Origin of the sequence: Varibaculum prostatecancerukia, from assembly GCF_943169825.2 — a bacterium.
GTDB classification, from domain to species: Bacteria; Actinomycetota; Actinomycetes; order Actinomycetales; family Actinomycetaceae; genus Varibaculum; species Varibaculum prostatecancerukia.
Genome location: NZ_OW968402.1, coordinates 522,779 through 546,366, shown reverse-complemented (window position 1 = coordinate 546,366; position 23,588 = coordinate 522,779). Strand labels below are relative to the sequence as shown.

Here is a 23,588-nt window from a genome sequence, read left to right as displayed (position 1 = left end):
TTAACCGGGGTTTAGGCTCCGGTTGCTGGATATCTATTTTTGAGGACGCAGCTAGGCTGGTTTTTCAGGACGCGACTTATAGCTTCGGCTATAGGCAAGTCGGGTTCTAGCCAGTCTAGCTGTGTTACTTTTTCTGCCGGACTCCACTGCAAGCTGAGATGAGAGTCCCCAGCTTGCAGAGCCGGGAGCTCACGGGGATGGTAAATCATTACTCGCATCTGGGCGCCTTTAAGTAGTGGCCAGTTCCCCGCCGGGAGCGGTCCGGGTAAGATGTGCTTCAACTGAGAGGGAGGAATCTCCCAATCGAGTTCCTCTTTTATTTCCCGCACTAACGCTGCTACCGGTTCCTCGCCCTCGCGCACTTTTCCGCCCGGTAGCTCCCATTTACCGCGTAGTTTTTCCGGGTAGGAACGCTGCGCGCACAGTAGTTTGCCATCGCAGATAGCCGCTAGCGCCACTACGAAAGTCATTTGTTCCTCCCTGGGGTTGATGAGTCCAAGTTAGCCGCTTAGGACATCGTCGCCGGTCATTTATTCTCACTTTAATCGCTCGTTTTGAGTGGGGCGGCGGTACTGGTTATACTCTAAAGGCGGCTAGATGCCAACGCGGGTGTAGTTCATCGGTAGAACGACAGCTTCCCAAGCTGTAGAGGCGAGTTCGATTCTCGTCACCCGCTCTGAACGGAGGTACAAGCTCAAGCGCGGAACGCGTTTGAATGCTTGTAACCGGAGTGAAGAAGGGTCGTAGGGAGCGCAGCGACCGAACACCCGCTCTGAGTGAGGATCGTGAGTATGAAAGCTTGCTTTCATATTTCTGATCCGAGCGAAGAAGGGTAGGCACCGCAGGTGCAACTACCCGCTCAAAGTGAGCTGCTGCTAGTCACCCGAACCGAATCCCACGATGACCTCTTCTAGTGGCACGGTTTAGTTAGTTTTTATCTGAGTCAGACGTAGATTGTTTAAACCGATAGCACAAAACATAACAGGTAATAGCAAGAGCCAAAGTAGAAAGAATATTAGCTACCCCAGTAATAACGCTGACTGCACCGCAGAACAGTAGTACCGCGAAAACTCCACTACAACCCACTAAGCAGCAACCAATAACCCAGTACAGATCGGGATTCTCGTACCACCGCATGACCACTGCCCCCATCCCATAAAATCTTAAGATCTGTCAGTCAGAATACCGGAAAATTCCGCAGCTCGATTTTTCTTGTCCTGCTTTTAGAATCACCGCCCGGAATTAGACGGCTTACAGTTTGTCAGCCCCTTCGTTTTTAACAACCAACAGAACAATGGATTACAAATATAAAATAATGAAGTACACTGACAATAACTATAAAAAAGGAGGATACGTAATGAAACCAACAACATCAAATGTTAATTTTAAACTCGATACTGATGTGAAAGAGTCGATGGAAGATGCTTGTAAAGCTATGGGGTTGACTCTGACCGCCGCCTTTACAATTTTTGCCAAAAAAGTTGGGACTGAACGACGTATCCCCTTCGAAGTGGCGGCACCAGTATCCGATTACGCGCGCGCTTTACATCGAGATTCGGCAGCCTACCGCGCAGGACAGCTCGACACCGTCAGCCTAGAAGAAATGATGTCTCGCTATGGTATGGAGAATTGATTTCACTCGGCGCGCAGAAAAGGCTCTCAGCAAGATTGATGCCACCTCTGCGAAGCGAATCCTAAAAGAACTCCATATTGTTAGCCAGCTAGATAACCCCCGCTCAAAAGGTAGAGCCCTGAAAGGCGAACTATCCGGCTACTGGCGTTATCGCGTGGGAAACTACCGGGTTATCTGCGACATCATGGACTCAGAGCTGCTAATCCTAGCAATCGATTTAGGACACCGCCGCGATATCTATGACAAATGAAAGCCAGTAATTTGCACTGATAAAGTCTATTCCAATAAGCATCATCGGCGATTATCTTCCAGTGACGTTCGACCGTACTACCCAAGGAAAAACAGGCGAAGAAGAGCCGTAGAGAGCGCAGCGAGCGAACACCCACTCGAAACCGGGCTCCACGAAATTCGCCTCGGGGCAGATTGGCTGTTGATATACTGTGTCGAGCAAGCGAGCTGCTGTTGACACTAACCCGAACCGAACCACGCGATGACCTCTTCTAATAGCACAAATCCCGGTAAAGCAAACCTTAAGTATTTGCGCTTTAATGTATCCCAGCTGGAGTCGATTTCCGCGTTAATTCCAGAACAACGCCGGGGTATCTATGTGCTCCAATTTTTCAACGGCGAGTTTTATGTCGGTCAAGCACAGAATGTAGTAACGCGTTTTGCTCAGCACCGGCGTGGTCACACCAATCACCATGAAGCTTGGGATGACATAGAGAAGTTATGGTTTATGCCTGTACCCCAAGACTTGAACTTGACGGAAATAGAAGATAGAGAAATTCGCAGATTTCGGGAATCTGGTAAGCCTTTGCGGAATCGTGCTCTGAACTTAGGTCACAATCAACCCTCAAAACTGGATAAAGCGATACCGGTGGAGGAACAGCATTCTTGGGTACTTGGGGATGGCCCCTACGATTTGTGCGGCACGAAAGAAAAATTACCTTCCTTGGGAAATGAACCTTCGAAGTTTCTAAAACAGGTTCCTGATGAATACCGAGATCTCATTCTCGCTGATTTGGTTTTTGCTTTAACAAATCTGGTTCCCGAAGCTATCAAGCTTGAAGGAAGGTATTGGACGATTTCAGATTATCCAAGTACTGCAGGAGGTCGTTGGGCAACACTAAATACCGGGACTCTGGAACTTCTTTTCTTCCCGAGAAGGGAGGCCTCGGGACTTTCCTGTCTCAATACTACTGCCGGAACGTTTTCGCATAGCAGGCTGCTCTCCCTATCGACACCTTGGAAGCGTTATACCCGAGGGTTTTTTGTTGACCAAGTAGACTACAGGTCCACGTCCGCCGACCAAGTGGTGTTTACCAGCGGTGACTTAAAAAGAATCTGCCAAAAATACCCAAAAATATTACAAGGTGCTAGAACTTTTGCATTGCAAGCCATGCGTCAAAACACCTCTGGAAAGTTTGCCCGCTGGCATTCACAATCACTAACCAGAGATATCTACCAGTTTGCTCTCGAAAATGACCTCCACATAAATACAGATTGAAAGCATCAGAATCTAACTGGTTTATAGATAAAGCTAGCAACTTCCCGCCTCTAAAGATTTTCGCGCGTAAATCATTAGTAACCGTCAGTACAAGTTAAAGAAACTTTTCATGCGGCGGAACCATTAAAATCATCGCCCAGTTTTAGATGACTTGTGGCTGCCCCCCCACATTTTAAGTTGCCCCCGCTATCCCTTCTTTACCTACGAAAAAGTTCATCGTGAGTTCCGGTTCGTTGAAAATAGGCAACCTGGCCGCAGGTTCTCCAAATCACCAACCAATCACCCGCATTAGCCACGTGGCACTCATTGCTCCCACCCCATTGGCCCGAGAGCTTATGCATTCTGTGGCGTTGCTTCAGGACACCGAGCGATTCACGCGAGTTTTCTAAAATCAGATCAATGACAGCCTCCAGTTCATCGAGATTCCACTGTCTTTTAGCAGCTTTTTTCTTTAGATCCCTACTAAAAGCAGAAGTGAACTTGGCTGTAAGCCTCCCATTCATGCTAACGCTGCTTCGATAACATCCCGACCACTTACATAGGTTTTACCTTCACCGCGCGCGATCATCTGCTCGGTTTCACGAATAGCTTCCAGACTCTCGGCATTAGGTCGCCGGTAATCGAAGGATAGCGGGATGGACTCAGTGTTCACTATTTCAGTGAAAAATGCGCGGATCACCGACGACAAATCAAGACCGTAGTTCTCCACCACTTTCGCTGTTTCTTCTTTTAACCCGCTATCAATTCTGACAGTTAAAGTGCTAGCTCCCATCAGCCCCTCCTTTCAACATTTGCACATACATTTTAAAATATCTGTCAGTACAAATTCAAGAGCTTTCCCTTGCTTCCCTTACGGAATCACCGCCAAGAATTGCACATGCCGGCAAAGGTCAGAAAATTATGGCTCGCTATGGCACGGAAAAAATGATTTGGGACACCGCCGCGATATCTATGAAAGATGAAAACTATAGCAAGCGCTAGTGAATATAAATTTTTCTACCTTTCCAATGGTTGATTAGCCACCGGTCATGGCTTGCTACAACTAGGGTTCCCGTCCACTCCTTTAAGGCTTCTTCCAGCGCTTGCATCGTCTCCAAGTCCAGGTAGTTAGTGGGCTCATCAATTATGAGCAAGGCGGGAGAGGTGGCCAGCGCTAACGCAATTTGGGCTCGCCGCTGGTTTCCGGCCGACAGCTCCGGGATGGGCTTAGTCCACAGGGAAGGATGGAGGACGCCTTTGCCGGCCTCGCCAATACCATTTTCCCAAACGGGGCTAGTAAACCTGGGATCGTTTTCCTTAGGAAGCTGCTGAGGAACCAGCCCGACCCTCCGGTCGCCGGTGATTGTGCCGCTACTTTGCGCACCCTCGGGTGGATGCCCACTATAGATCCAGTTCAATAAGGTAGATTTACCTGACCCATTAGCGCCAGTGACCAGCAGATGCTCTCCGCAGGAAAGATCAAAACTGACCGGCGCCAAGCGGCCGGCAACTGTGGCACGACGGGCAGCCACCGCGATTCCGGTGCTTACAGCGGGTTGATTGAGCTCAAAAGACAGGTCGTAGCTACGGGGTCTACGCACTTCCTGGTTGCTAAGATGCTCGCCTCGTTTATCGTCATTTCGCATTCGGCGCTGCGCGGTGGCAGCAGCGCGATCCGCAAAAAACTTCTTGGCTTTCCCCTCAGCGCTCGCCAGGCGTACGCCCCCGCGAGCTATCTTGCTAGCTTCCTGGCGATGTTTTCTCAGTAACCGTTTCTCGGCCTGCTGAGCTGCATGTAATTCCCGATGCTTGCGGCGGGCATTCGTTTTTTCGGCTAAATATTTCGAGTAGGCGCCCGCGCAGCGATAAAGACCAATAACCTGACTACTACCAGTAGCTTTAGCTAGTTCATTCCATAGTGCTACGTCCATATCGTAAATAACCGTGGCAGTGTCCTCGATAAACGCCCGGTCGTGACTCGACATCAAAACCGCGCCTCTCCACTTATTAACGGTTTCTACTAGAAAATCGATTGCACGCGCGTCTAAATGGTTGGTGGGTTCATCCAAAATCAACACCTCGGGCTTCATGATTAGCGTGACCACCAGTTGCAGCCTCCCCCGCTCCCCCGGGGACATACTGCTTAAACTGCGGTCACGTCCTGATCCTGTGACCCCCCTCAATCCCAGCCTCGCCAAAACCTCCTTGAGCCGCGCCTCGAGCGACCAAATATCAAAACAGCTCATTAAGGCAAGTATCTGGTCATAGCGCTGTCCCTCCTGGTCAGTATCAATACCCTGGCTCATTTTGGTGGTCGCGTCCTGAAACTGGGTATCGATATTTCGCAGAGGACGCAACGCGCATTCGAGGTAATCTCTGGCACTTCCACGATAATGTTCAATCGCCGGCACCTGGAAGAACTCAGTGTTTGTTCCCTCGATCTTGACCTTGCCTTGTTCTGGCAAAAGATCCTGGGAAGCGATGCGAAGCAGGGTGGTTTTCCCGCAACCATTGGGACCAATCAAACAGGCACGCTCACCCTCCCCTACCTGCAAATTGATGTTTTCGAGCAGCGGTTTAGAGGAATATGAAAAAGAAATATTTTCGAGAATGATGGCAGGCATAATAATCTCCAGGACGCAACGATTAAGGGCGGCGTCTCAGCTGAGCTGAGTAGAGATTACAATGTCATCGGAAATTAGCTCCCCACTTGGATAACATAACGAGCACCTAGCGCGTTACCTACCTTGATTTTAGCTAACCCCCTAACAAATAGCTATCTATATAGGTTTTCCCAGGCAATCGCGGTAAATCATTACCCCAACTCCTGACCCAGAAGTTGTGTCACGGGGAGGGCGCACTCCCCCTTTAGGTAGTGGCAGCTCTACCTCCGGGTCGTTTTTAGCAATACCTAAAAATTAGTTTCAGCACTGTTCCCTGGGCCCGGCAGGCGGACTGAAATAGAGAGTATGAATCAATATCAAGAAAAAGAGGTGCTCAGCACCGATAACATTACAAAAAGTTTCGGAAACGTTCGCGCCCTCTCCGGGGTTTCTCTCCAAATTCACGAGGGCGAGTCGGTGGCAATCATGGGGCCATCTGGGTCAGGAAAATCGACCCTGCTGCATTGCCTATCCGGCGTCCTCGTTCCCGAATCCGGAAAGGTCTTATTCCGGGGCGAGGATATCGCGGCGCAAAAAGATGTGAAGCGCTCCCGGCTGCGGCTTAGCCAGTTCGGGTTTGTGTTCCAAGACGGGCAACTCATCCCCGAGCTGCCTGCCCGCGAAAACGTGGCACTCCCCCTGGTCTTGACTGGCACCCTGCTGCCAAAAGCTTTAAAGCGCGCAGATCAACTGCTCTCCCAACTGGGACTTTCTGAGCTGAAAAAGCGGCGTCCCGGAGATATGTCTGGGGGTCAAGCACAGCGGGTAGCAATCGCCCGCGCCCTGATCGGCAACCCGAAAGTGGTTTTTGCAGATGAACCTTCTGGCGCTCTTGATCAAGCTACCGGATACGAAATGATGGAAACTTTAACCCGAGAAACACAACGCTGCGGGGCAGCATTAGTGCTGGTAACCCACGATATTAACGTAGCGAAATGGTGTTCACGTCTAATCGAGATTCGGGACGGTCAAATCCACTCCGATCGCGCTCTAGCGCCACAATCCAGGAGGGCATAAATGTCGAGCACTAGTACAGCCAGCCCAGCAACCTCCTCGCGCGCACAAAACCTCAACTGGTTAACCTTTCATCTCACCAAAGCCCGTTTCCGCTCTCGCCAGGGTGAATCTCTGCTTTATTTGGCGTCAATCCTGGCCTATACGGTGTGTTCCGGATTGGCGTTAACGGTTGCCGGCGGCACCTATATGTTTTATAACCGCTGGATGTCCCCAACGGGAATTGCCGCCCAGCTACTTAAAGCCGATGCGAGTTTCGAAATCATTCTAAAGTTCTATTTCCTCTTAGCCGTTTTGGCCTGCACCTTGATCCTCCCCCCTTTAAGCTCGCTTGCTACTAAAGCGGCAGTATTGGGGGCACGAGGACGCGAAAAGCGTTTAGCCTCCCTACGCCTGTTGGGTGTGTCCTCCGCGGAGGTAACCAAGATGACCCTGCTAGATGCACTGATCCAAGCAGCTATCGGTTCCCTGATCGGTACTGCCCTTTATTTAGCAACCCTGCCTGCCTGGACATTTCTTGAAATAGAAGCCAAATATATAACGGTTAAAGAAATGCTGCTGCCCTGGTGGCTGCTGTTGATAGTGCTAGCGGCAATTATCTTGCTGGGGCAGCTTTCTTCCTGGTGGGGAATGCAGCAGGTAAGAGTTTCTCCCTTGGGAGTAACCCGCAGAGCGAGCCAACCAGCGCTGCGCATTTGGCGACTGGTAGCTGCGGTAGCTATTTTTATCGCCGCTTTTATTGTCAGCCAGGCGACCTTGGGGTTATCAAAAACCTGGACGATAGCGATAGTCTCCGCCGTTGTCCTGGTAGTTATTTTGGGGTTTAACTTGCTGGGACCCTACCTGTTGCAACTAAATGCCCGCTTGCTGGCAAAGGTGCCGATTCCTGCGATGGTACTGGCGTCTCGGCGAATAGTGGCCGACCCCAAGACTACTTGGCGGCGCGTCAGCGGTATGGGGTTCTTAGCTTTTCTCGCGGGTTTCGTAGCCATGTCGCCAGTACTGGTCAATGGGGAAGATTCTGATCGCCTGGCTGACAACTTTATTACAGCCACCCGTTGGGATTTCCAAACTGGAGCCATGATTACCTTGGCGGTCAGTTTCGCGCTTTGTGCCTGTGCCATGTTGATTACCCAAGCGGCAACGGTGATTGAAAATGCCGAGCAGTCCCGGGCTCTGGCGAAAATGGGCGCCCCGCGCGGCTTCGAATTGCGCTCGATGTGGCTGGAAACCTTGGGTCCACTTGCAGTATCCGTGCTAGGAGGAGGCATCTTAGGACTAGTAGCCGCTATGCCGATGGTGCAAATGTTAAAGGAACAAACCGGACAAACCCCCGAGAATTCGGTGACCCAAATGTGCCTGTTAATGCTGGCCGGTTTAGCGGTTACGGCCGCTTCAATTCTCGCTAGCCACCCCCTGCATCGGCGTTTACGTCTGCTGCAGCAACGCGCTAATGACTAGGGGGAATAAAGAATCTAACTCAACAAGTGCGCCCTAAGGACGGGGAAACATCTCAAGAATGAAAGCTCCGGGAAAGCTATTGCAGTTTTCCCGGAGCTTTCACCATTTTTCGCATAGTTTTCACCCTTTTGGGTATTCATTAGCAAAATCCTGCTTGTTACTTTGAAAATGCAGGTTTCAAAGAAGAAAAACTGCACCAAGAATAAGTTTTACCCCGACCCTAAGGAGCTATCATGACTGGTCGACCTCCGATTACAAACGTACCAAGTACAGATGTACCTAGCGTCAAGAAGAATATGGCAATGGCGGCTTTAATCATGACGATTATCGCCTCTCTGCTAATCATCCTGGGATTTTTCCTGGCTGGGAAAGCAGGAGCCGCAGCCCTCAGTAACCTTGATGTCGCCGCAGCTCAAGCTGCAGACACCAAGCGACTTATTTTCTTGGGATTGGCTTCAATTTTGAACTTGGTGGCGTTCATCCTGGGATTAATCGCCCTGATTAAGTCCCGTCCCAAGACCATGCCGCTGATCATTTTCCTGGTGGTGATTTTCCTGCCGTCTATCGCCACCGGAATCGGAACGGCAATCCAAAACAGCATGGTGCACCTATAGGAGACTGCGTCCCGCTGTTAGGTATCTGTGCCGGCAGCGGGAACAGCCAACAAACAACTACTACTAAAGAAAAGAAGATTGATATGGGTTTGATTCAGGCAGTTAGCGGGGCAATCGGTGGCGCCCTCCAAGATCAATGGCTAGATGCGATTAGCGCTCAGGACATGGGCGAAGGCATCGTTTTTGTACGCGGCCAACAGATTAGAGGAAAAAATACTGGCACCGGAGCCATTATTTCGGACGGTTCTAAAATCTTGGTCTACGACAAACAGGCCATGCTGATTACTGACTCCGGCAAAATCGTGGACTTTTCTACCGAGCCCGGCGCCTACACTTACAGTTCTGCCACTGCACCCTCGCTATTTAATGGGAATTTTAAAGGTGCCCTTCGAGATACCTGGGAACGTTTCAAGTTCGGTGGGGCGCCCTCGGGGCAACAAAAAGCCTTCTTTGTAAACCTGCAGGAAATAAAAGGCATAAAGTTTGGTACTCCCAATGCCATTCAATATTTCGACAATTTCTATAACGCGGAACTTTTCTTGAGGTCGCACGGCACTTACTCGCTGCGAATCGTTGACCCCATTAAGTTCTATATGGAAGCTATCCCCCGGGATGCGGAGCGAGTACATATCGATGACATCAAAGAACAGTACCAATCCGAATTCTTAGAAGCCTTTTCGGTGGCATTAAACAAGATGAGCCTGGACGGGATTCGGATCTCCCAAGTCCAGTCCCATATGACCGAGCTATCCCGCTATATGCGCGATGCCCTGGATGAAGAATGGGTCGAGCAGCGCGGTATTGAGGTGCAAGCCGTAGGTATCGCCTCCATCTCCTACGATGAACAGTCGCGCAAGATGATCGATATGCGCAACCAGGGCGCCATGTTGCAAGATCCCTCCATCCGCGAAGGTTTCGTACAGGGAGCAGTAGGTACCGGCATTCAAAATGCTGGCTCCAACCCGGCAGGAGCCGGAGTCGCCATGATGGGCGTAGGTATGGGAATGAACGCCGCCGGAGGCTTCATGCAATCTACCTCCGCTTCCAACCAAGCCCAAATGGCCGCTGAGCAACAAGCAAAGCAGCAGGCAGGAGCGGCTGAAAACGCTGGTTCCTCGCCTGAAGCCTGGAGATGCCAGTGCGGTGTCCAAAATACCGGCAAGTTTTGTGGAAATTGCGGTCAGCCACGGCCGGCGACCCCCACCCCCGGAGGCTTTTGCTCCAACTGCGGAAAGCCCCTACCGGATCCCAAACCAAAATTCTGTCCCGAATGCGGAACTCCAGTCGCTTAAACCAGCGCTACCCGGGTTCTTGGCAGCCTCAAATCTGGCGCGCGAGGCTCGCCACTAAGAACCCGGCACTGGGGAACCGTTTTTATTAAGGAAGGGAACTAATCGTGAGTGATCTGCAACTAAAATGCCCGGCGTGCGGGGCACCCATTAATTTTGATGTGCCCAGCGGGAAAATGAAGTGCAACTATTGCGGCGCCATGTTTTCCGTGGAAGAAGTAAATCAGTTTAACGGGATTTCCGCCGCTAACCAGGAGCTTAATGCCGCCTACGAAGCGCAAAAGGCAGGCTCGCAGCCCCCGGCCCCACCCCAGGTGCCGCCGGGGCAGCAGGCAGATTCAACGCTAGCGGCGCAAACGGATAGCGAGGGCGCCCAGATTCCTCCCGCGGGCGCTGTTGCCCCTGTCCCTCAAACCGGTTGGGTGGAGCCTCCACCCACCTATATGGATGAGGCGACCGGGCAACAAATGGCGCAATTTGAATGCGATTCTTGTGGCGGAGAAATCATCGGCTCCCCCGACATGGTCAGCGCCAAGTGTCCCTGGTGTAACAACAATATTGTTGCCACCGGGCAGTTGGTGCGTACTCGGGTTCCTGACCGGATGATTCCTTTCGGGATGACCAAAGAACAGGCACTAGCCGCTTTCAAAAAAGAAGCATCACGTTTGAAGCTGGCTCCCAATGCGTTCCAGCACGCTAGCGTAGATGATATTCAAGGTGTCTATATCCCCTATTGGCTCTATGATGCCAGCGTTTACGGGACGGCCGAGTTCGAGTGTGAACACACTAGAAGCTGGTCTGATTCGGATTATACCTATACCGAACATGATGTTTACCAAGTTTCGCGCAGCGGCAATATCGCCTATCTAGATGTTCCGGTCTCCGGCACTTCCAAAGTAACTGAGGATCTTACCGAGTCGATAGAGCCGTTCGATTATTCCACTTCCGTAGGGTTTTCACCGGCATATTTAACCGGGTTTATGACCAATAAATACGATGTAGAAGCCGAGGAAGCTAACCCGCGTGCCCTCGATAGGATGCGCAATTCTGCCAAGGACGTTCTAAGGGACTCAGTTACCGGCTATGACAGCGTAAAAATGACCAGTTCAGCTTTCGAGCCGGCCTTCGGGGAGCTCGAATATGTGTTCTTGCCGGTCTGGCTGTTGAACGTGGATTTCCAAGGCAAAAACTATAACTACGCCATGAACGGTCAAACCGGAAAATTCGTGGGTACCTTCCCCGTTTCTAAAGCTAAGTACTGGGGCGGATTAATAGGTATCGCTACCGCTTTGGCCGCCGTAGTGGGATCGGTATTTATCCCATTTATCATGCCTTGGTTTCTCGATTAGGGGGATTGAATGATGAGTATTTTCAAGAAACTTGCCTATATCCTGGCTGCTACCGCCTTGACCGCATTCCCGTTGATGGGACTGAACCTAGCTAACGCACAGGCAGCAACGCCTAATCCGGCAGCGGCGGTAGCACTTTCCCACCCGGCTGCGCCAAGCGTTCTCGCTTCCGCCAGCGATGACCTGTCTGACATTATCAAGTTTCCTGACGATCAAGAGGTGCAGTACCAGGGCGGTCAAGAGAACGCATCCGCGGCAGCTCCCTTCATTCGCGACCACTCTAAAATTTTTAGTGCCTCGAAACTTCCTGCCTGGGAAAAACAGTTACAGGCACTAGCTAATAAATATGGGATAGCCCCCTACGTGGTCACAGTTGACGATTTCGATTATTTGTCCCCCGAACAATGCGCTGCTAACTACTACAACGCGAACAAACTCGGACTGGATCTCAAGTCAGCAAACGGGGTAATCATGATTATTAACCCCTCTACCAGGGATTTATGGTTCTTAGGTCATGGCGAGGGCGAGAAAGCACTCACCCCTTACGGGGTTGACAGATTATATGAGCACGTAAAAAAGCCCCTAGGTGACGACGACTGGGACGGGGGCATGGAGGTTTACCTGCAGCAAATCACTGATTACTTAGAGCAGTGGAAGGCCGGCACTCCCTACAACGAAAATCATCCGGTACCCTATCGGATGACCCTGGAGTCCACCCTTTGGGGGCTGGCAGTGGCGCTAGGACTCGGCGGCGCAGGCGGGTATGGGGTGATGCGGCGGATTGAACGCAAACATCACACCGCCCAGCAACAAGCCGGCGCCGCTAGCTATATTGTTGCCGGATCAAACCAGATAACCGGAGGTAACGAAGTCTTTGTGAACTCCTATGTCACCGAGGTGGCGCGACCGAAGAAAAGCGGAAGCTCTAGCAGCGGTTCCTTTAGTTCTGGGGGTACCTCGTTTAGTTCTGGAGGCGGCAAATTCTAGGAAATACCCGGGGATCCAGCAGTATGCGGCCGGGGCTGGTCACCAGGAAAAGCCTCTCTACCCGCCCCAATAAACAATCTTGCTTTGGTAAAATAGTTCTAACGAAGGCAGCGAAACCTCCAATGGCGGGGGGAGGCACGGGAGGGCGAGCCGTTGACGCGGATCACTATTGTTGAGGATCAAACCATTCTGCTGGATTCTTTAGCTGCTGCTATCGATGCGGAAGCAGATTTTATGGTGGTCGATAAACTCTCCGATGCCGCCGATATTCACGCCTCCCAGCGTTTACATCCGGCAGACCTGGTGCTAATGGACGTAGTTACCGAGAACTCTTCAGGATTGAAAGAATCTGCCAAGTTCAAAGCCGCACACCCCAGCGTGAAAGTAGTGGTGTTTACGGCGATGCCTGATGCCTCATTCGTTGAGGAAGCGCAGACGGCCGGAGTCGACGCTTTTACCTACAAAAATATCTCTACCTCGGATTTACTGACTCTATTGCGGGCCACCATAAAAGGGGAAAACAGTTTCCCCGACTCCCCCGCTCGACCTAGTTTTGGGGCTAACCAGTTTAATGACCGCGAAATGCAGGTGCTAAGACTGGTATGCGCTGGGTACCCCCGTAAAGAAATCGCGAAGAAAATGTTCTTAAGCGAAAACACTATTAAGTCTTATATCTCCCAATTGCTAGCCAAAAGTGGTTTTTCTTCGGTGGCGCGCCTAGCTTTATGGGCAGTGTCTAACGGCTACGTCGCCATCCAAGAAAACCGCTCTGACCCGGATTTTCCCGCCTAAAATCGGAGTTTCTATGGCTAGCGCAACTACCTGGAAGCGTCCTCCTAATCGCTTCCCCAGTTCCCCTGCCGTAGAATCGGTGCGGTCTACCTGGATCCAGGACTGGTTTTCTCATTTGGTGTTTGCGCTGCTCTTGGGGGTGGCGGTACTTACCTTAATTTTTGTTCCTTTACGTACAGTTTCTTTCCAAGCCAGCAATACCCTGGCGGTCCCTAATGATTTTGATCCGCGTCTGACCCAGTTTTTTCAGTCCCAGGGTTTAGCGGTCGAGCCCCACAGTGAATGGTCGCTCTTGCGACAACTGCGTTCCGGGGCAAACTTTGTAATCACCACCGAAACCACCGCAAACGCCGCTATAACCGCCGAGCCGAATGCCTCTTTCATGCCGCTTTACCCAAAATCGGTGGTTCTAGCCTCCCCGAATCCCCAGGTTGCCTCGGTTAATAATCTTCAGAAACTACTTTCGGGGAAAGAAAAAGTTTATTTAGACCAAGGAGTAGGACGCCTGGAACTGCTGAGCGCCTTGGCACTAACGACTACCCCCGGCAGCGAGGGCGCACAAGCTTTCTCCTCCCAGCAGGCCTCCCAGCTTTTGGAGGAACTTCAAGCGCAGGGACGACTAGCAACCGGATCGTCCCCTCAAGAGCTGAAGGACGCCCTTGCTCATGGCTACTTTTGCCTGACCACCGATAATCGCAGCGTCGCCAGTTCCCCCTCCGAAAAGCTAAACTACGCCAAGTTCCCTACAGTGACCTTTATGGAAGGGCTTTGGTCGCGGCACCCCGGAGGTCCCAGCCCAGATTTCCGGTTGCTACCTCCGCCTACTGATCTCCTGAATCCCGCTGCCTATCCCTCTTTGTCAGCGTCTTTTCAAAAAAATATTAACGCCACCCCGATTGACAACTTAGAACAGTTTAAGCAGTTCACCTGGGATCAAAGCCTGTCCAATGATACTTTTGGCGCTTCTTGGGAGTGGAAAAACACCAACGAGGCCTACCAAATCGGTTCCTTCATCGCCCTGCTGTGCCTGCTAAGTTTTTGGGCCGGTTGGCGCTTTTGGACCACTGTCTCCCCCTATGTTCGCCGAGCGGTACTGATTCAAGCCAGTTTGCTTGCACTGTGGATTTTAGCGCGCATAATCAAGCACTCTTTGCCGGGAGTCTACGAGCGTTACGCCTGGTACTACTACTATGTTCCGATTTATTCGACCTTGACCATCCTATTTTTTGTAATCGCGCACTCCTCGCGCCGCCTACCACCCGCCTACCGTAGCCTGCGCGCCTTTATAGTAGCGCTGGGGACGGCGCTAATGTTGATGGTATTTACTAACGATTTCCACCACCTGCTGTTGCGCTTTGGTCGGGGGCAATCTTGGGTGGACTATAAATATGGTCCCGGCTATTACCTTTATTATCTTTCAGTCTTGCTGCTGTTCGCCGCCATTCTTTACGTGGCGCTGTGGAGTTTCAAAGGCAACCGCACTCGCTTATTAGCGGCGTTAGGGGTGCTTTTTGCTTTTGCGGTCACCTACTCGCTCGCCTACACCTGGCGGGTTCCCCTGGTTAGAGCCAGCGAAAATGTGCAAATCTACTGCATCTTTTTCTTATTGGCCTGGGAGGCACTATTCTTTATCGGTCTGATTCCCCAAAACCGGGGTTACACTCGGTTCTTTAAGAAATCTACCGTCCCTATGGAAATCGTCGATCGCGACTGGGAACCCCGCTACGTCACCTCCAACCCTCTCTACCTGAACGATTCGGTTAAACGCCAGCTGCGGGAAACTAACACCCCGGTGTTGATAACCGATAATTCCGGTAAATTCCCGCGTACTCTCTACTGTCAGGCGCAGCCCATAAACGCCGGACACGTCATCTGGGAAACCGATATTAGCGCCGTTCAAGAGTTAGAGAAAACCTTGGCTGCCCTCCGAGAGCGGGAGGCTCACCAAACTAAGGTACTTTCCTCCGAATATGAAGCCTTAAAGCAGGTGCAACAGCCCTCCCAGGCGCCGCTGCTTTACGACCGGCTCGATGAACTGATGAATAATGCGCTGAGCCGAGTGCAATCCAATAGCGCCCGGCTGGGCAGTCACCTAGATAGCAATCAGCTTGCCGAACTTTTGCGCAGCATAAAAATGGATCTCGGCTACGCTAAACGCGCAGGTCTGCTCACTTTATCCTATTTTGAGAACGGAGAGGTTTCGGTCAACGTTTTAACCACTTTGTTAAGCCAGTCTTGTACGGATTTTTCTTACGCCAATGCTTTAGCAGGCTTGCACGGTCCCACCAGCGGAAGTATCCGTCTAGAGGAGGCACTTTGGGACCTAGAAGCTCTGCATCGCGGCCTGGGGTGCGTGGTGAGTCTGCCGGATTTAGCAGTATTCATAAATCTGGCGGTCAGCTCCGGCAGGCAGCCGGCCAAAATGAACTGGATTTTAGATATTCCCGTTAGCCAAATCGGTCTTTTACAGCCGCTTCTGGATTGGCCGCGAGCAAAAATCAAACTAATCATAGAAGACGGGGTAGTCAATCTGCAGATGCTACTCAAAAGCCCTAATGAGGACGCTAATGACTTAGCACCGCCCAGCGCGGAAAATCAAGAATTTTCGGAAGCTGCCGGTGACCCTGAAGACAGTAGTGGGGAGCAGAGTCAGTGAGTGCCTTATTTTATAGCCTTTCACCGGCTCTGTTAGCTGCCGGAACCGCCCTGATGATTATCGGTTCCCTGGAGGCCTGCCTATTGACGATGAGCCAATGGTTTATTCACCGCCGCCCCTTAGCCACCGGATTCCTATTGAGCGTGGCGGTGCTAATGTCCTTTTACACCTGGGGATTTGCGGTTACTATTATCAACTCGCAAGCCGGAATTTTTGTCCTCTACGATTATTATTTCGGCTGGTTTGTAGTGATTTGCCTGGGTTTGGGATTGGCGCTCCTTAAGACCACCTACCGCTTTGCAGCGGCGCCTTTACTGGTTTTCTTAACCGCGCTACTTCCTCCCATTGTGGGGTTTGGGGGAAAGTGGGTGCTGCTAGCTGCCGGAACTTTTTCCACCACTTGGCTAGGGGTCCAGGTGTGGCGCGAATGGCAACTGCTGCAGCACGACTTGAGTCCTTTCAGCATCAAAGAAGCCTTGGATCGTCCCGAACACGGGGTACTATTTTCTGATTCCCGAGGACACAATAAGCTCGCCAATTCCAGCATGGAAAGGTTACTAGATACCTTAAACCTGACTTCTCTGACTCGGTACGACACTTTGGCAAGCCAACTCCGGCAGCTGGCAACTGACAAAATAATTCCTGCTTACACCACTACTGAAGGTGCCAACGAGGAGGAAACAACTACCGACACCCCGGCTAACTTCCGGATAAATGCCCCCCAGGGGCGAACCTGGATGCTTAATCGCACCCAACTGGCTGATAAGGGACACATTTTGACACAATTGATTGCCCTGGACGTTAGCAAATATATGTCATTGAGCCAGGAACTTTCAGATGAAATTGACAGTTTCCAAGAGCGCCAAAAACAGCTTGCCCAGGAAACCGCTCGCCTCGATGAAGCCCTCACCAAGCGTCTAGTGTTAAGAACCCGTTCCTCTATTCACGACACTGTTTCCCAGCGGATCTCTTTCGTACACCGTTTCTTAGAGGATGGGGTTTCAGACGATCAGCGGCTGGCACAACTGCAGGCTCTGCTGGCGAAACTACCTACTGATTTAAGCCATGACCGGGCAATGATTCCCGCAACGGTTTGGCTGGATTCTTTGCAGGACTTGGCAACCGCCGCGCAGCTAGATTTGAACATTTCTGGGGAGTTGCCTGTCGAAGAAAATCGCGCTCTCTTGTTTGTGCAGGTACTGCGGGAGGGGATTACCAACGTATTGATCCACACCACCTCCACCGAAATGACGGCGCGTATGTGGGAGGACACCCATAGTTACTGGCTGGAAGTTTCCAATCCGGGGGTGGTCACCACTACTCCGGCTTACGGTACCGGTCTGAGCGGTTTGGAAGCTCGTTTGGAATCTGCGGGCGGCTCCTTGACGATTGTAACTACCCCCGGTTTTACCCTGCGGGCGCGCCTGCCGCGTTCCCACTAACTAGCAGGCAAAAAATACGTACTTTTGGGTGATTACTTACGCTAGCTACCTTCCTAGGGTTGAGGTTAGTGGGGCGAGGGAACTCCACCGGTCTTGATAACGGGAGGGAACCACCATGAGAAAATTATTTGCCTTAGCGGTTGCATTCGCCCTAGCTATTAGCTTGTCTGCCTGCGGGGGCGGAGGGAGCGGAGGGGAAAAGAAGGCTACCCCGGAAGGTAAAGCCCCCGAAACGAAAGTGGGGCTCATATCCACCACCGAGAATGTGGTAAAGCCGGAGGAAAAACAGCAAGAGGTAAAGGTAGATGATGCGGAAGCCCTAGCGAAAAAGTGGAAGGATAAAGGTAAAGAATTTGCCGCGAAAAAGGGAATTCAGACATTTAACATTGACCCGACTTTCGCGAACTTTAGCAAAGATGAAATCAAGAGTTACAGCCTATATCTCAACCACAATGGCGACTGGAAAGCCGGGAGTAAATTTAAAATTGGTTTCTATTGCCAGACGGTAAAACCAGCCACTATCGATGTGTGGATTGCTCCGGACAGCGATGAGAGCAGTTCCGACCGGAAAGGACAGTTAACCAAAGTGGCCTGCGGGACGGATAAACCGGCGGAGGCAACTTGGGAATATACCCTTCCTGCGGACACCAACAACCTATTGATTGTCCGCAACCAGCTGCCAGTGGAAGGCTTCATGGTTACCACTGACGAGTTACAAAAGTAGCCACTCGCTCTAGATAACTGCTGCTTAGTCTAAATAGTTGCTAACGGCGCTCCCGGTAACCCCCCCCCAGGGTTACCGGGAGCTATAACAGTGCCCTGAGCGCGGGCGGAAACTTGTATACGCAGGGAGAAAAAGTAGAAACGCCCGCAAGAAATCGTGAATTACTTAGCGAATGTTCCAGCAAAAAAGTAATATACACCTCACATTTTTTATTTCCTGGTATTGTGGCATTCTTTGGGAATATTATATCAATACGGCATTACTAACGATTGAATACTCACAATCCAACAGTAATACCACAAAAACAAAGTTTTTCTCTTGGAAAACCACAGACGAAGGGAACCATCATGTCCAGCGAGACAAATACCCTGGAACGCTCTCGTGCCAATGGTCTGGTCATCCGCAGTGCCGTAGTAGCCTCTGTCGGCGGCTTGATTTTTGGTTTTGACACCGCAGTGATTTCGGGAACCACTCACGCATTAGAAAAAGTATTCGAGCTAACCCCGCAGTCGCTCGGTTTCACCGTCGCCTCTGCAACCATCGGCACTATTGTCGGTGCGCTATCAGGTGGGGGTCTGGCCGATAAATACGGACGAAAAAAGCTACTATTCGCTATCGGCGCTCTATTCCTATTAGGCAGCCTAGGGACCGCCCTGGCACCTGCCTCTGCCTATTGGTTATTCCTAGCCTCTAGATTATTAGGAGGCGTCGGCGTCGGCATGGCCAGCGTGTGCGCCCCCATCTATATCGCGGAAATAGCCCCTGCCCGCCAACGCGGCCGTCTGGTTGGCTTGGTGCAATTCAATATTGTGTTAGGCATTTTGGTGGCCTACGCCTCCAATGCCATTATTCGCGGTATTGCCCCCGCCGATACCGCTTGGCGTTGGATGCTCGGGATTATGGCCGTTCCCTCCATAGTGTTTTTGCTATTGCTATTCACGGTGCCGGAAACCCCCCGTTGGCTAATGGCACAAGGACGCGATGATGAGGCAGAAACTATTAGCCTGAAACTCTGTTCCTCCCAGGAGGAGTCCGACCAGGAGCTGACCGAGATTAGGCAGCAGATTGAGCGCGACTTGGAACAGTCCAAGACCAAAGTTAATTTCTTCTCCAAGCGTTACCGCAAAGTAATGCTGATGGCGATCGCGATTGCCGCTTTCAACCAGCTTTCCGGCATTAACGCGATTCTTTACTATGCACCGATGGTTATGCAAGAGGCAGGAGCCGGCGAAAACGCCTCCTACCTGATGTCGATTGCGGTCGGATTCATGAACTTGGTTGCCACCATGACCGCGTTGACGGTAATCGACAAGTTGGGACGCCGTACGCTAATGCTGGTGGGCTCTTTCGGATACCTAATCAGCTTGGGATTCTTAACCTTCGTGATGTTCCGCTTTGAGGGCAACTTTACTTCCGGTTCCTCGGTGCTGGTTTTGATTGGTTTGCTGGTATTTATCGCCGCGCACGCCTTCGGCCAAGGCTCAGTTATCTGGGTGTTCATCTCCGAAATCTTCCCGAACAAGGTACGTGGTGCCGGACAATCAGTAGGGTCGACTACTCACTGGACTTTTGCGGCAATCACCTCCGGGGTATTCCCCTCTATGATTGCGTTCCTCGGGGGCGGCTGGTCATTCCTAATCTTCTTCCTGTGTATGTGCGGTCAGCTACTGTGGGTACTGAAAGTAATGCCGGAAACCAAGGGTATTCCGCTTGAAGAAATGTCCGAGAAACTAGGTGTGGAGTAACTACCATGACAGAAATGAAATCAACCGATCATCCTGTACTTTGCCTGGGCGAAGCCCTGATCGACGTTATTGAACGTGCAGGAAACATTGAAGAAAAAGTAGGAGGCAGCGTCTTTAACGTTGCCTGTGGAGTAGCCAGTTTGGGGCATCCCACCTCCCTAGCTTCTTGGTGGGGCGAGGACGCGCGTGGAAAGAGCCTGGAAGAAAAATTAGCCACCGCCGGGGTTAAAGTTGTCCCTGGCAGCGCTAACGCTCAGAAAACTCCGATAGCTAACGCCCATATCGACGATAACGGGCAAGCAACCTACGATTTCGAGTTAGAGTGGCAAGTTCCGTCCCTGCCCGAAGTTTCTGCTCTTAGCCACCTGCATACCGGTAGTTTCGCCGCTACCTTGGCACCCGGTGCCTCAGCAGTGGCCGAGGCAGTGAAGGCAATGGCGGCTCAAGGCACCGTCAGCTACGACCCGAATGTGCGCCCCTCCTTGATGGGTACCCCCGAAGAGGTACGGCCGCGGATTGAAGAACTGATCAGCCTAGCCGATGTGGTCAAAGCCAGTGACGAGGATATTGCTTGGCTCTATGGCGAAGACACTCCCTTAGAGGCAGTGTTGCGGAAATGGAAAGCTATGGGGCCGGGTCTGATTGTGGCTACCCGCGGGCCGTGGGCTACCTATGCAGTGTGCGCCAATGACCGGGATATGTTGGCGGTCGATCCCCTAAATATCGAGGTCAAAGACACGGTGGGTGCCGGAGATTCTTTTATGGCGGGACTGATTTCGGGGCTACTGGATGCGGGGCTATTGGGCTCGGCAGAAGCCAAACAGCGACTACAGCAAGCCCAACTCAGCGATGTTGAAGGCGCCCTGCACCGGGCAACTATCACCTCAGGGATTACGGTAAGCAAGGTAGGCGCCTATGCTCCTACTCAGGCGGAGGTCGCTAAGGTACGCGAGAGTGATCCTACCCTCTAGGAAAGGATCATCCTAGAACTAAGGACAGCATGGCAAGGCCTGCGGGGTGTTAAAGTAACGCCCCGCAGGCTTTTTACTGCTAGGAAACGAACTAGGAAACGAATTCTTGTCCGTAGTAGCAGGCTCTAAGGATATTTTCTACTTCCGCTATCGTGGCTTTACGTGGAGTACCGGTATAGGACTCTCGATCGAAAGTGCGTTGGGCAAGTTCCGGCAGCTGCTCCAAGAAATCGGCTTCCGATACCTGGAAGTCTTGCACCTTTAGCGGCACTCCGAAATCGACTACTAAGCTTTCTAGAGCCTGCGCCAGAGCCTCTCCTGCGTTATCTTCCTGGGCGCTAATCCCCAGCCGCCTGCAGATCTCAGCTAATTGCTGGGGAGCCTGGAATCGCAGGTAGTTAGGGGAAGCCACAAACTTTCGGGGATGCCCTCCTAAGAAACGCACCGTATTGGGCAGTACCGAGGAGAAATAGTCCTGAGCGCGTCCTCCAAAGACGGCCGCGAAAGTCTTAGTGATGGAATCTGCCAACCCCATAGTGGTATTCGCCTGGGCAGTTGAAATCAAGAATGATCCTTCAATCAGCTTTTCTCGCAGATCAATGAATTCTTGACTGTTCTCCGAGGCGCTAACTACCTGGGGCAGGATCTTGTAGACATTTTCTAGACCATGCAGCGCCAAAGAATTGGTATATTCGCTGGCCTGCGTAGAAGTGTAGCCCTCGATCCCATAGGCGATCGCTTGGAAACCGCGCTGCAGGGTATCTTTTCGGGAATAGACCGCCAAAGTGGTATCCATAACCACGATTTGCGGTAGAAAAGCGGTGGATTTAACCGGACGAGCAAAGCCGGTATTAACATCGGTGATCGCTGCCCAGGGTGCTACTGAAGCTCGTCCTCCGGTAATAGTGGGCACACAGATCAGCTGCGGCGAATTAATGAGAGAAGGCAGCGCAATATGCCCGGCGCAGACCTCTTTGATTGGCAGCTGGGGGCAAGCAACCAACAGCCGCAAGAACTTAGCGACATTAATGACGTCACGCTCCCCCACGGCTAAAATCGTCTGCGGACCGTAACCGGAAACTTCCCGCACCTTCTTCTTTAGATACTCGGTAGTGAAATGAGCTTCTACATCTTCGATAACCTGCACAGATATTTTTTCACTGCGGGCATATAGCAGCTGCATCACCACATCCAACTGTCCGCTATTGGCGGCACGTTGGTTGGTAATCACCGTAATTTTCGTTCCCAGCTCCAGGTTGGCTAGCTGCCGGATATAGCCAGATCCAAGATAGATTTGATTGGGGATTTGGAAAGGCGTCATTACCGGGTTCCTCCTGGCTAGCCGTTTGATATTTAGCAAGTTCACCGCACTGATATTGTTCGACACTGAGTTATGTCCATAGGAGCCGCAACCTAGGGTCAAGGAGGGCACCATCGCGTTATAAAGTCCGCCGATAGCTCCGAATGAACTGGGAGAATTTTCTATTATGCGTACGGTATTAACTTCGGTGGCGAACTTGTCAATAACTTCACGATCCCGACAGTGAATGGCGGCGCTATGACCCAGCCCGTCTTGTTCCACCATTTGGCGAGACAATTCGATGCCTTCGGCGGAGTTTTCTGCCCGGAGCACCGCTAACACTGGCGAGAGTTTTTCCCTGGTCAAGGGTTCGGCATAACTCACTTCCGTGCATTGCACTAGGATTGCCTGGGTATCCTCGGGTACGCTAAATCCAGCCATTTCAGCTATTTTTGCTGCGCTCTGCCCCACGACCGCCGCATTCAACTTGGCGGTCTTACATTCTTCACTCCCGGCGCGCGCCCCGAATAGCAAGTCTTCCAGTTGCTCTTTTTCCTTTGCATTTGCCAGATGGCACCCGAGATGTTCGAACTCTGCCAGCGCCTGGTCAGCAATGGAGGCATCGAGAATCACTGCCTGTTCGGATGCGCAGATCATCCCGTTGTCGAAAGACTTGGAAATGGTAATGTCATTGACCGCGTTTTTCACTACCGCGCTCTCGTGAATGTAGGCGGGGCAGTTTCCAGCTCCCACCCCCAAGGCAGGTTTGCCACATGAGTAGGCGCTTTTAACCATGGCATTACCGCCGGTCGCTAAAATAACTGCCACCCCGGGGTGATTTATTAGGTCAGCAGTGGCTTGCATAGAGGGAGCGGAAATCCACTGTACACAGCCTTTAGGCGCCCCGGCTTCCAACGCCGCCTCGTAAACAATTTTTGCGGCATGAGCCGAACAATCTTGGGCGTAAGGGTGGAAAGCAAAAATAATCGGATTCCGGGTTTTAAGGCAGATCAGAGCCTTAAAAATAGTGGTGGAGGTGGGGTTAGTGACTGGAGTTAGCGCCGCCACCACCCCGACGGGTTCGGCTACCTGCACAATCCCCGAGAGCTCATCACGGGAAATAACTCCTACGGTTTTTTGTCCTTCCAAGTCATCGGCGATAACTTCGGAGGCAAAGATATTTTTTACCGTTTTGTCTTCGAAGTTTCCGCGCTTGGTTTCCGCGACCGCCTCGGCGGCCAGCACCGCATGGGCTTCCCGCGCCTTTCGGGCTGCGGTTTCCACAATCAGATCTACGGTTTGCTGATCGAGTTTCTTAAAATCCTTAAGCGCCTGTAGCGCCTCCTCTACCAGCACATCTATCGCGGATTTTTCTTCAGATTCTTCACTGAGGACGGGAGGGGAGCTTTTTTGGGACATTGCCAACTCTTTTCTATTAGGCGTTTTGGTTCTCTTTGCTATA

General features: G+C 51.6%; 20 protein-coding genes and 1 tRNA gene. 16 read left to right on the top strand and 5 right to left on the bottom strand.

All coding sequences use genetic code 11. The annotated features are described in order from the left end of the window. Nucleotides 1-11: 11 nt before the first annotated feature. Nucleotides 12-470: an NUDIX domain-containing protein gene (locus KO216_RS02430; protein ID WP_215522733.1), complete on the bottom strand. Its 459-nt coding sequence runs from the start codon at nt 468-470 to the stop codon at nt 12-14. 135 nt (nt 471-605) lie between these two features. Between KO216_RS02430 and KO216_RS02425 the strand changes: the two genes are divergently transcribed. From KO216_RS02425 to KO216_RS02410, 4 genes are all read left to right on the top strand, one after another. Continuing rightward, a tRNA-Gly gene (locus KO216_RS02425) sits at nt 606-676 on the top strand. Nucleotides 677-1,357: 681 nt separating this feature from the next. Beyond that, the gene (locus KO216_RS02420) at nt 1,358-1,633 is read left to right on the top strand and encodes a type II toxin-antitoxin system RelB/DinJ family antitoxin (RefSeq protein ID WP_215524009.1); all 276 of its coding nucleotides are present in this window, start codon (nt 1,358-1,360) and stop codon (nt 1,631-1,633) included. After that, entirely contained in the window at nt 1,617-1,883 is a 267-nt protein-coding gene (locus tag KO216_RS02415) for a type II toxin-antitoxin system RelE family toxin (protein ID WP_215522732.1), read from the top strand. The genes KO216_RS02420 and KO216_RS02415 overlap by 17 nt, the downstream gene beginning before the upstream one ends. A gap of 240 nt (nt 1,884-2,123) precedes the next feature. Continuing rightward, a complete protein-coding gene (locus tag KO216_RS02410) occupies nt 2,124-3,140 on the top strand; it encodes a GIY-YIG nuclease family protein (protein ID WP_215522731.1) in 1,017 nt (338 codons plus the stop codon). A 197-nt stretch (nt 3,141-3,337) separates the two neighbouring features. On the opposite strand, the gene KO216_RS02405 is transcribed toward KO216_RS02410, so the two are convergent. From KO216_RS02405 to KO216_RS02395, 3 genes are all read right to left on the bottom strand, one after another. Next, nucleotides 3,338-3,643, bottom strand: a complete 306-nt coding sequence (locus tag KO216_RS02405) for a type II toxin-antitoxin system YafQ family toxin (RefSeq protein ID WP_215522730.1) — start codon at nt 3,641-3,643, stop codon at nt 3,338-3,340. Next, nucleotides 3,640-3,912: a type II toxin-antitoxin system RelB/DinJ family antitoxin gene (locus KO216_RS02400; protein ID WP_071129481.1), complete on the bottom strand. Its 273-nt coding sequence runs from the start codon at nt 3,910-3,912 to the stop codon at nt 3,640-3,642. Before KO216_RS02400 ends, KO216_RS02405 begins: the two co-directional genes overlap by 4 nt. Nucleotides 3,913-4,117: 205 nt before the next feature. Next, nucleotides 4,118-5,743 carry an ABC-F family ATP-binding cassette domain-containing protein gene (locus KO216_RS02395; protein WP_215522729.1) on the bottom strand — a complete coding sequence of 542 codons (1,626 nt, stop codon included), beginning with the start codon at nt 5,741-5,743 and terminating at the stop codon, nt 4,118-4,120. A 345-nt stretch (nt 5,744-6,088) separates the two neighbouring features. Here KO216_RS02395 and KO216_RS02390 point away from each other — a divergent pair, with 345 nt between their 5' ends. The 12 genes from KO216_RS02390 to KO216_RS02335 all read left to right on the top strand — a co-directional run bounded on the left by KO216_RS02390 (nt 6,089) and on the right by KO216_RS02335 (nt 20,826). Then, nucleotides 6,089-6,799, top strand: a complete 711-nt coding sequence (locus KO216_RS02390; RefSeq protein WP_215522728.1) for an ABC transporter ATP-binding protein — start codon at nt 6,089-6,091, stop codon at nt 6,797-6,799. After that, nucleotides 6,800-8,257 (top strand): FtsX-like permease family protein, encoded by a 1,458-nt coding sequence (locus KO216_RS02385; RefSeq protein ID WP_215522727.1) that lies wholly within the window; start codon nt 6,800-6,802, stop codon nt 8,255-8,257. Between the two features lie 233 nt (nt 8,258-8,490). Next, nucleotides 8,491-8,871, top strand: a complete 381-nt coding sequence (locus KO216_RS02380; protein WP_215522726.1) for a hypothetical protein — start codon at nt 8,491-8,493, stop codon at nt 8,869-8,871. Nucleotides 8,872-8,954: 83 nt separating this feature from the next. Next, on the top strand, nt 8,955-10,163 hold the full coding sequence (locus KO216_RS02375; protein ID WP_215522725.1) for an SPFH domain-containing protein: 1,209 nt from the start codon (nt 8,955-8,957) through the stop codon (nt 10,161-10,163). 104 nt (nt 10,164-10,267) lie between these two features. Continuing rightward, complete coding sequence (locus tag KO216_RS02370; protein ID WP_215522724.1) at nt 10,268-11,509, top strand: TFIIB-type zinc ribbon-containing protein; 1,242 nt, start codon at nt 10,268-10,270, stop codon at nt 11,507-11,509. A gap of 9 nt (nt 11,510-11,518) precedes the next feature. Further along, a complete protein-coding gene (locus KO216_RS02365) occupies nt 11,519-12,496 on the top strand; it encodes a TPM domain-containing protein (protein WP_251451738.1) in 978 nt (325 codons plus the stop codon). Nucleotides 12,497-12,649: 153 nt separating this feature from the next. Continuing rightward, nucleotides 12,650-13,288: a response regulator transcription factor gene (locus KO216_RS02360; protein ID WP_215522723.1), complete on the top strand. Its 639-nt coding sequence runs from the start codon at nt 12,650-12,652 to the stop codon at nt 13,286-13,288. Nucleotides 13,289-13,301: 13 nt separating this feature from the next. Beyond that, nucleotides 13,302-15,944: a histidine kinase N-terminal 7TM domain-containing protein gene (locus KO216_RS02355; protein ID WP_215522722.1), complete on the top strand. Its 2,643-nt coding sequence runs from the start codon at nt 13,302-13,304 to the stop codon at nt 15,942-15,944. Next, a complete protein-coding gene (locus KO216_RS02350; RefSeq protein WP_215522721.1) occupies nt 15,941-17,386 on the top strand; it encodes a sensor histidine kinase in 1,446 nt (481 codons plus the stop codon). Before KO216_RS02355 ends, KO216_RS02350 begins: the two co-directional genes overlap by 4 nt. A 115-nt stretch (nt 17,387-17,501) precedes the next feature. Beyond that, nucleotides 17,502-18,110: a hypothetical protein gene (locus KO216_RS02345; RefSeq protein WP_215522720.1), complete on the top strand. Its 609-nt coding sequence runs from the start codon at nt 17,502-17,504 to the stop codon at nt 18,108-18,110. Between the two features lie 347 nt (nt 18,111-18,457). Beyond that, nucleotides 18,458-19,855 carry a sugar porter family MFS transporter gene (locus KO216_RS02340; RefSeq protein ID WP_215522719.1) on the top strand — a complete coding sequence of 466 codons (1,398 nt, stop codon included), beginning with the start codon at nt 18,458-18,460 and terminating at the stop codon, nt 19,853-19,855. 5 nt (nt 19,856-19,860) lie between these two features. Continuing rightward, the gene (locus KO216_RS02335; protein WP_215522718.1) at nt 19,861-20,826 is read left to right on the top strand and encodes a carbohydrate kinase family protein; all 966 of its coding nucleotides are present in this window, start codon (nt 19,861-19,863) and stop codon (nt 20,824-20,826) included. A 91-nt stretch (nt 20,827-20,917) separates the two neighbouring features. Here the strand turns inward: KO216_RS02335 and KO216_RS02330 are convergent, their stop codons facing one another. Continuing rightward, on the bottom strand, nt 20,918-23,545 hold the full coding sequence (locus KO216_RS02330) for an aldehyde dehydrogenase family protein (RefSeq protein WP_215522717.1): 2,628 nt from the start codon (nt 23,543-23,545) through the stop codon (nt 20,918-20,920). Between the last annotated feature and the right edge of the window lie 43 nt (nt 23,546-23,588).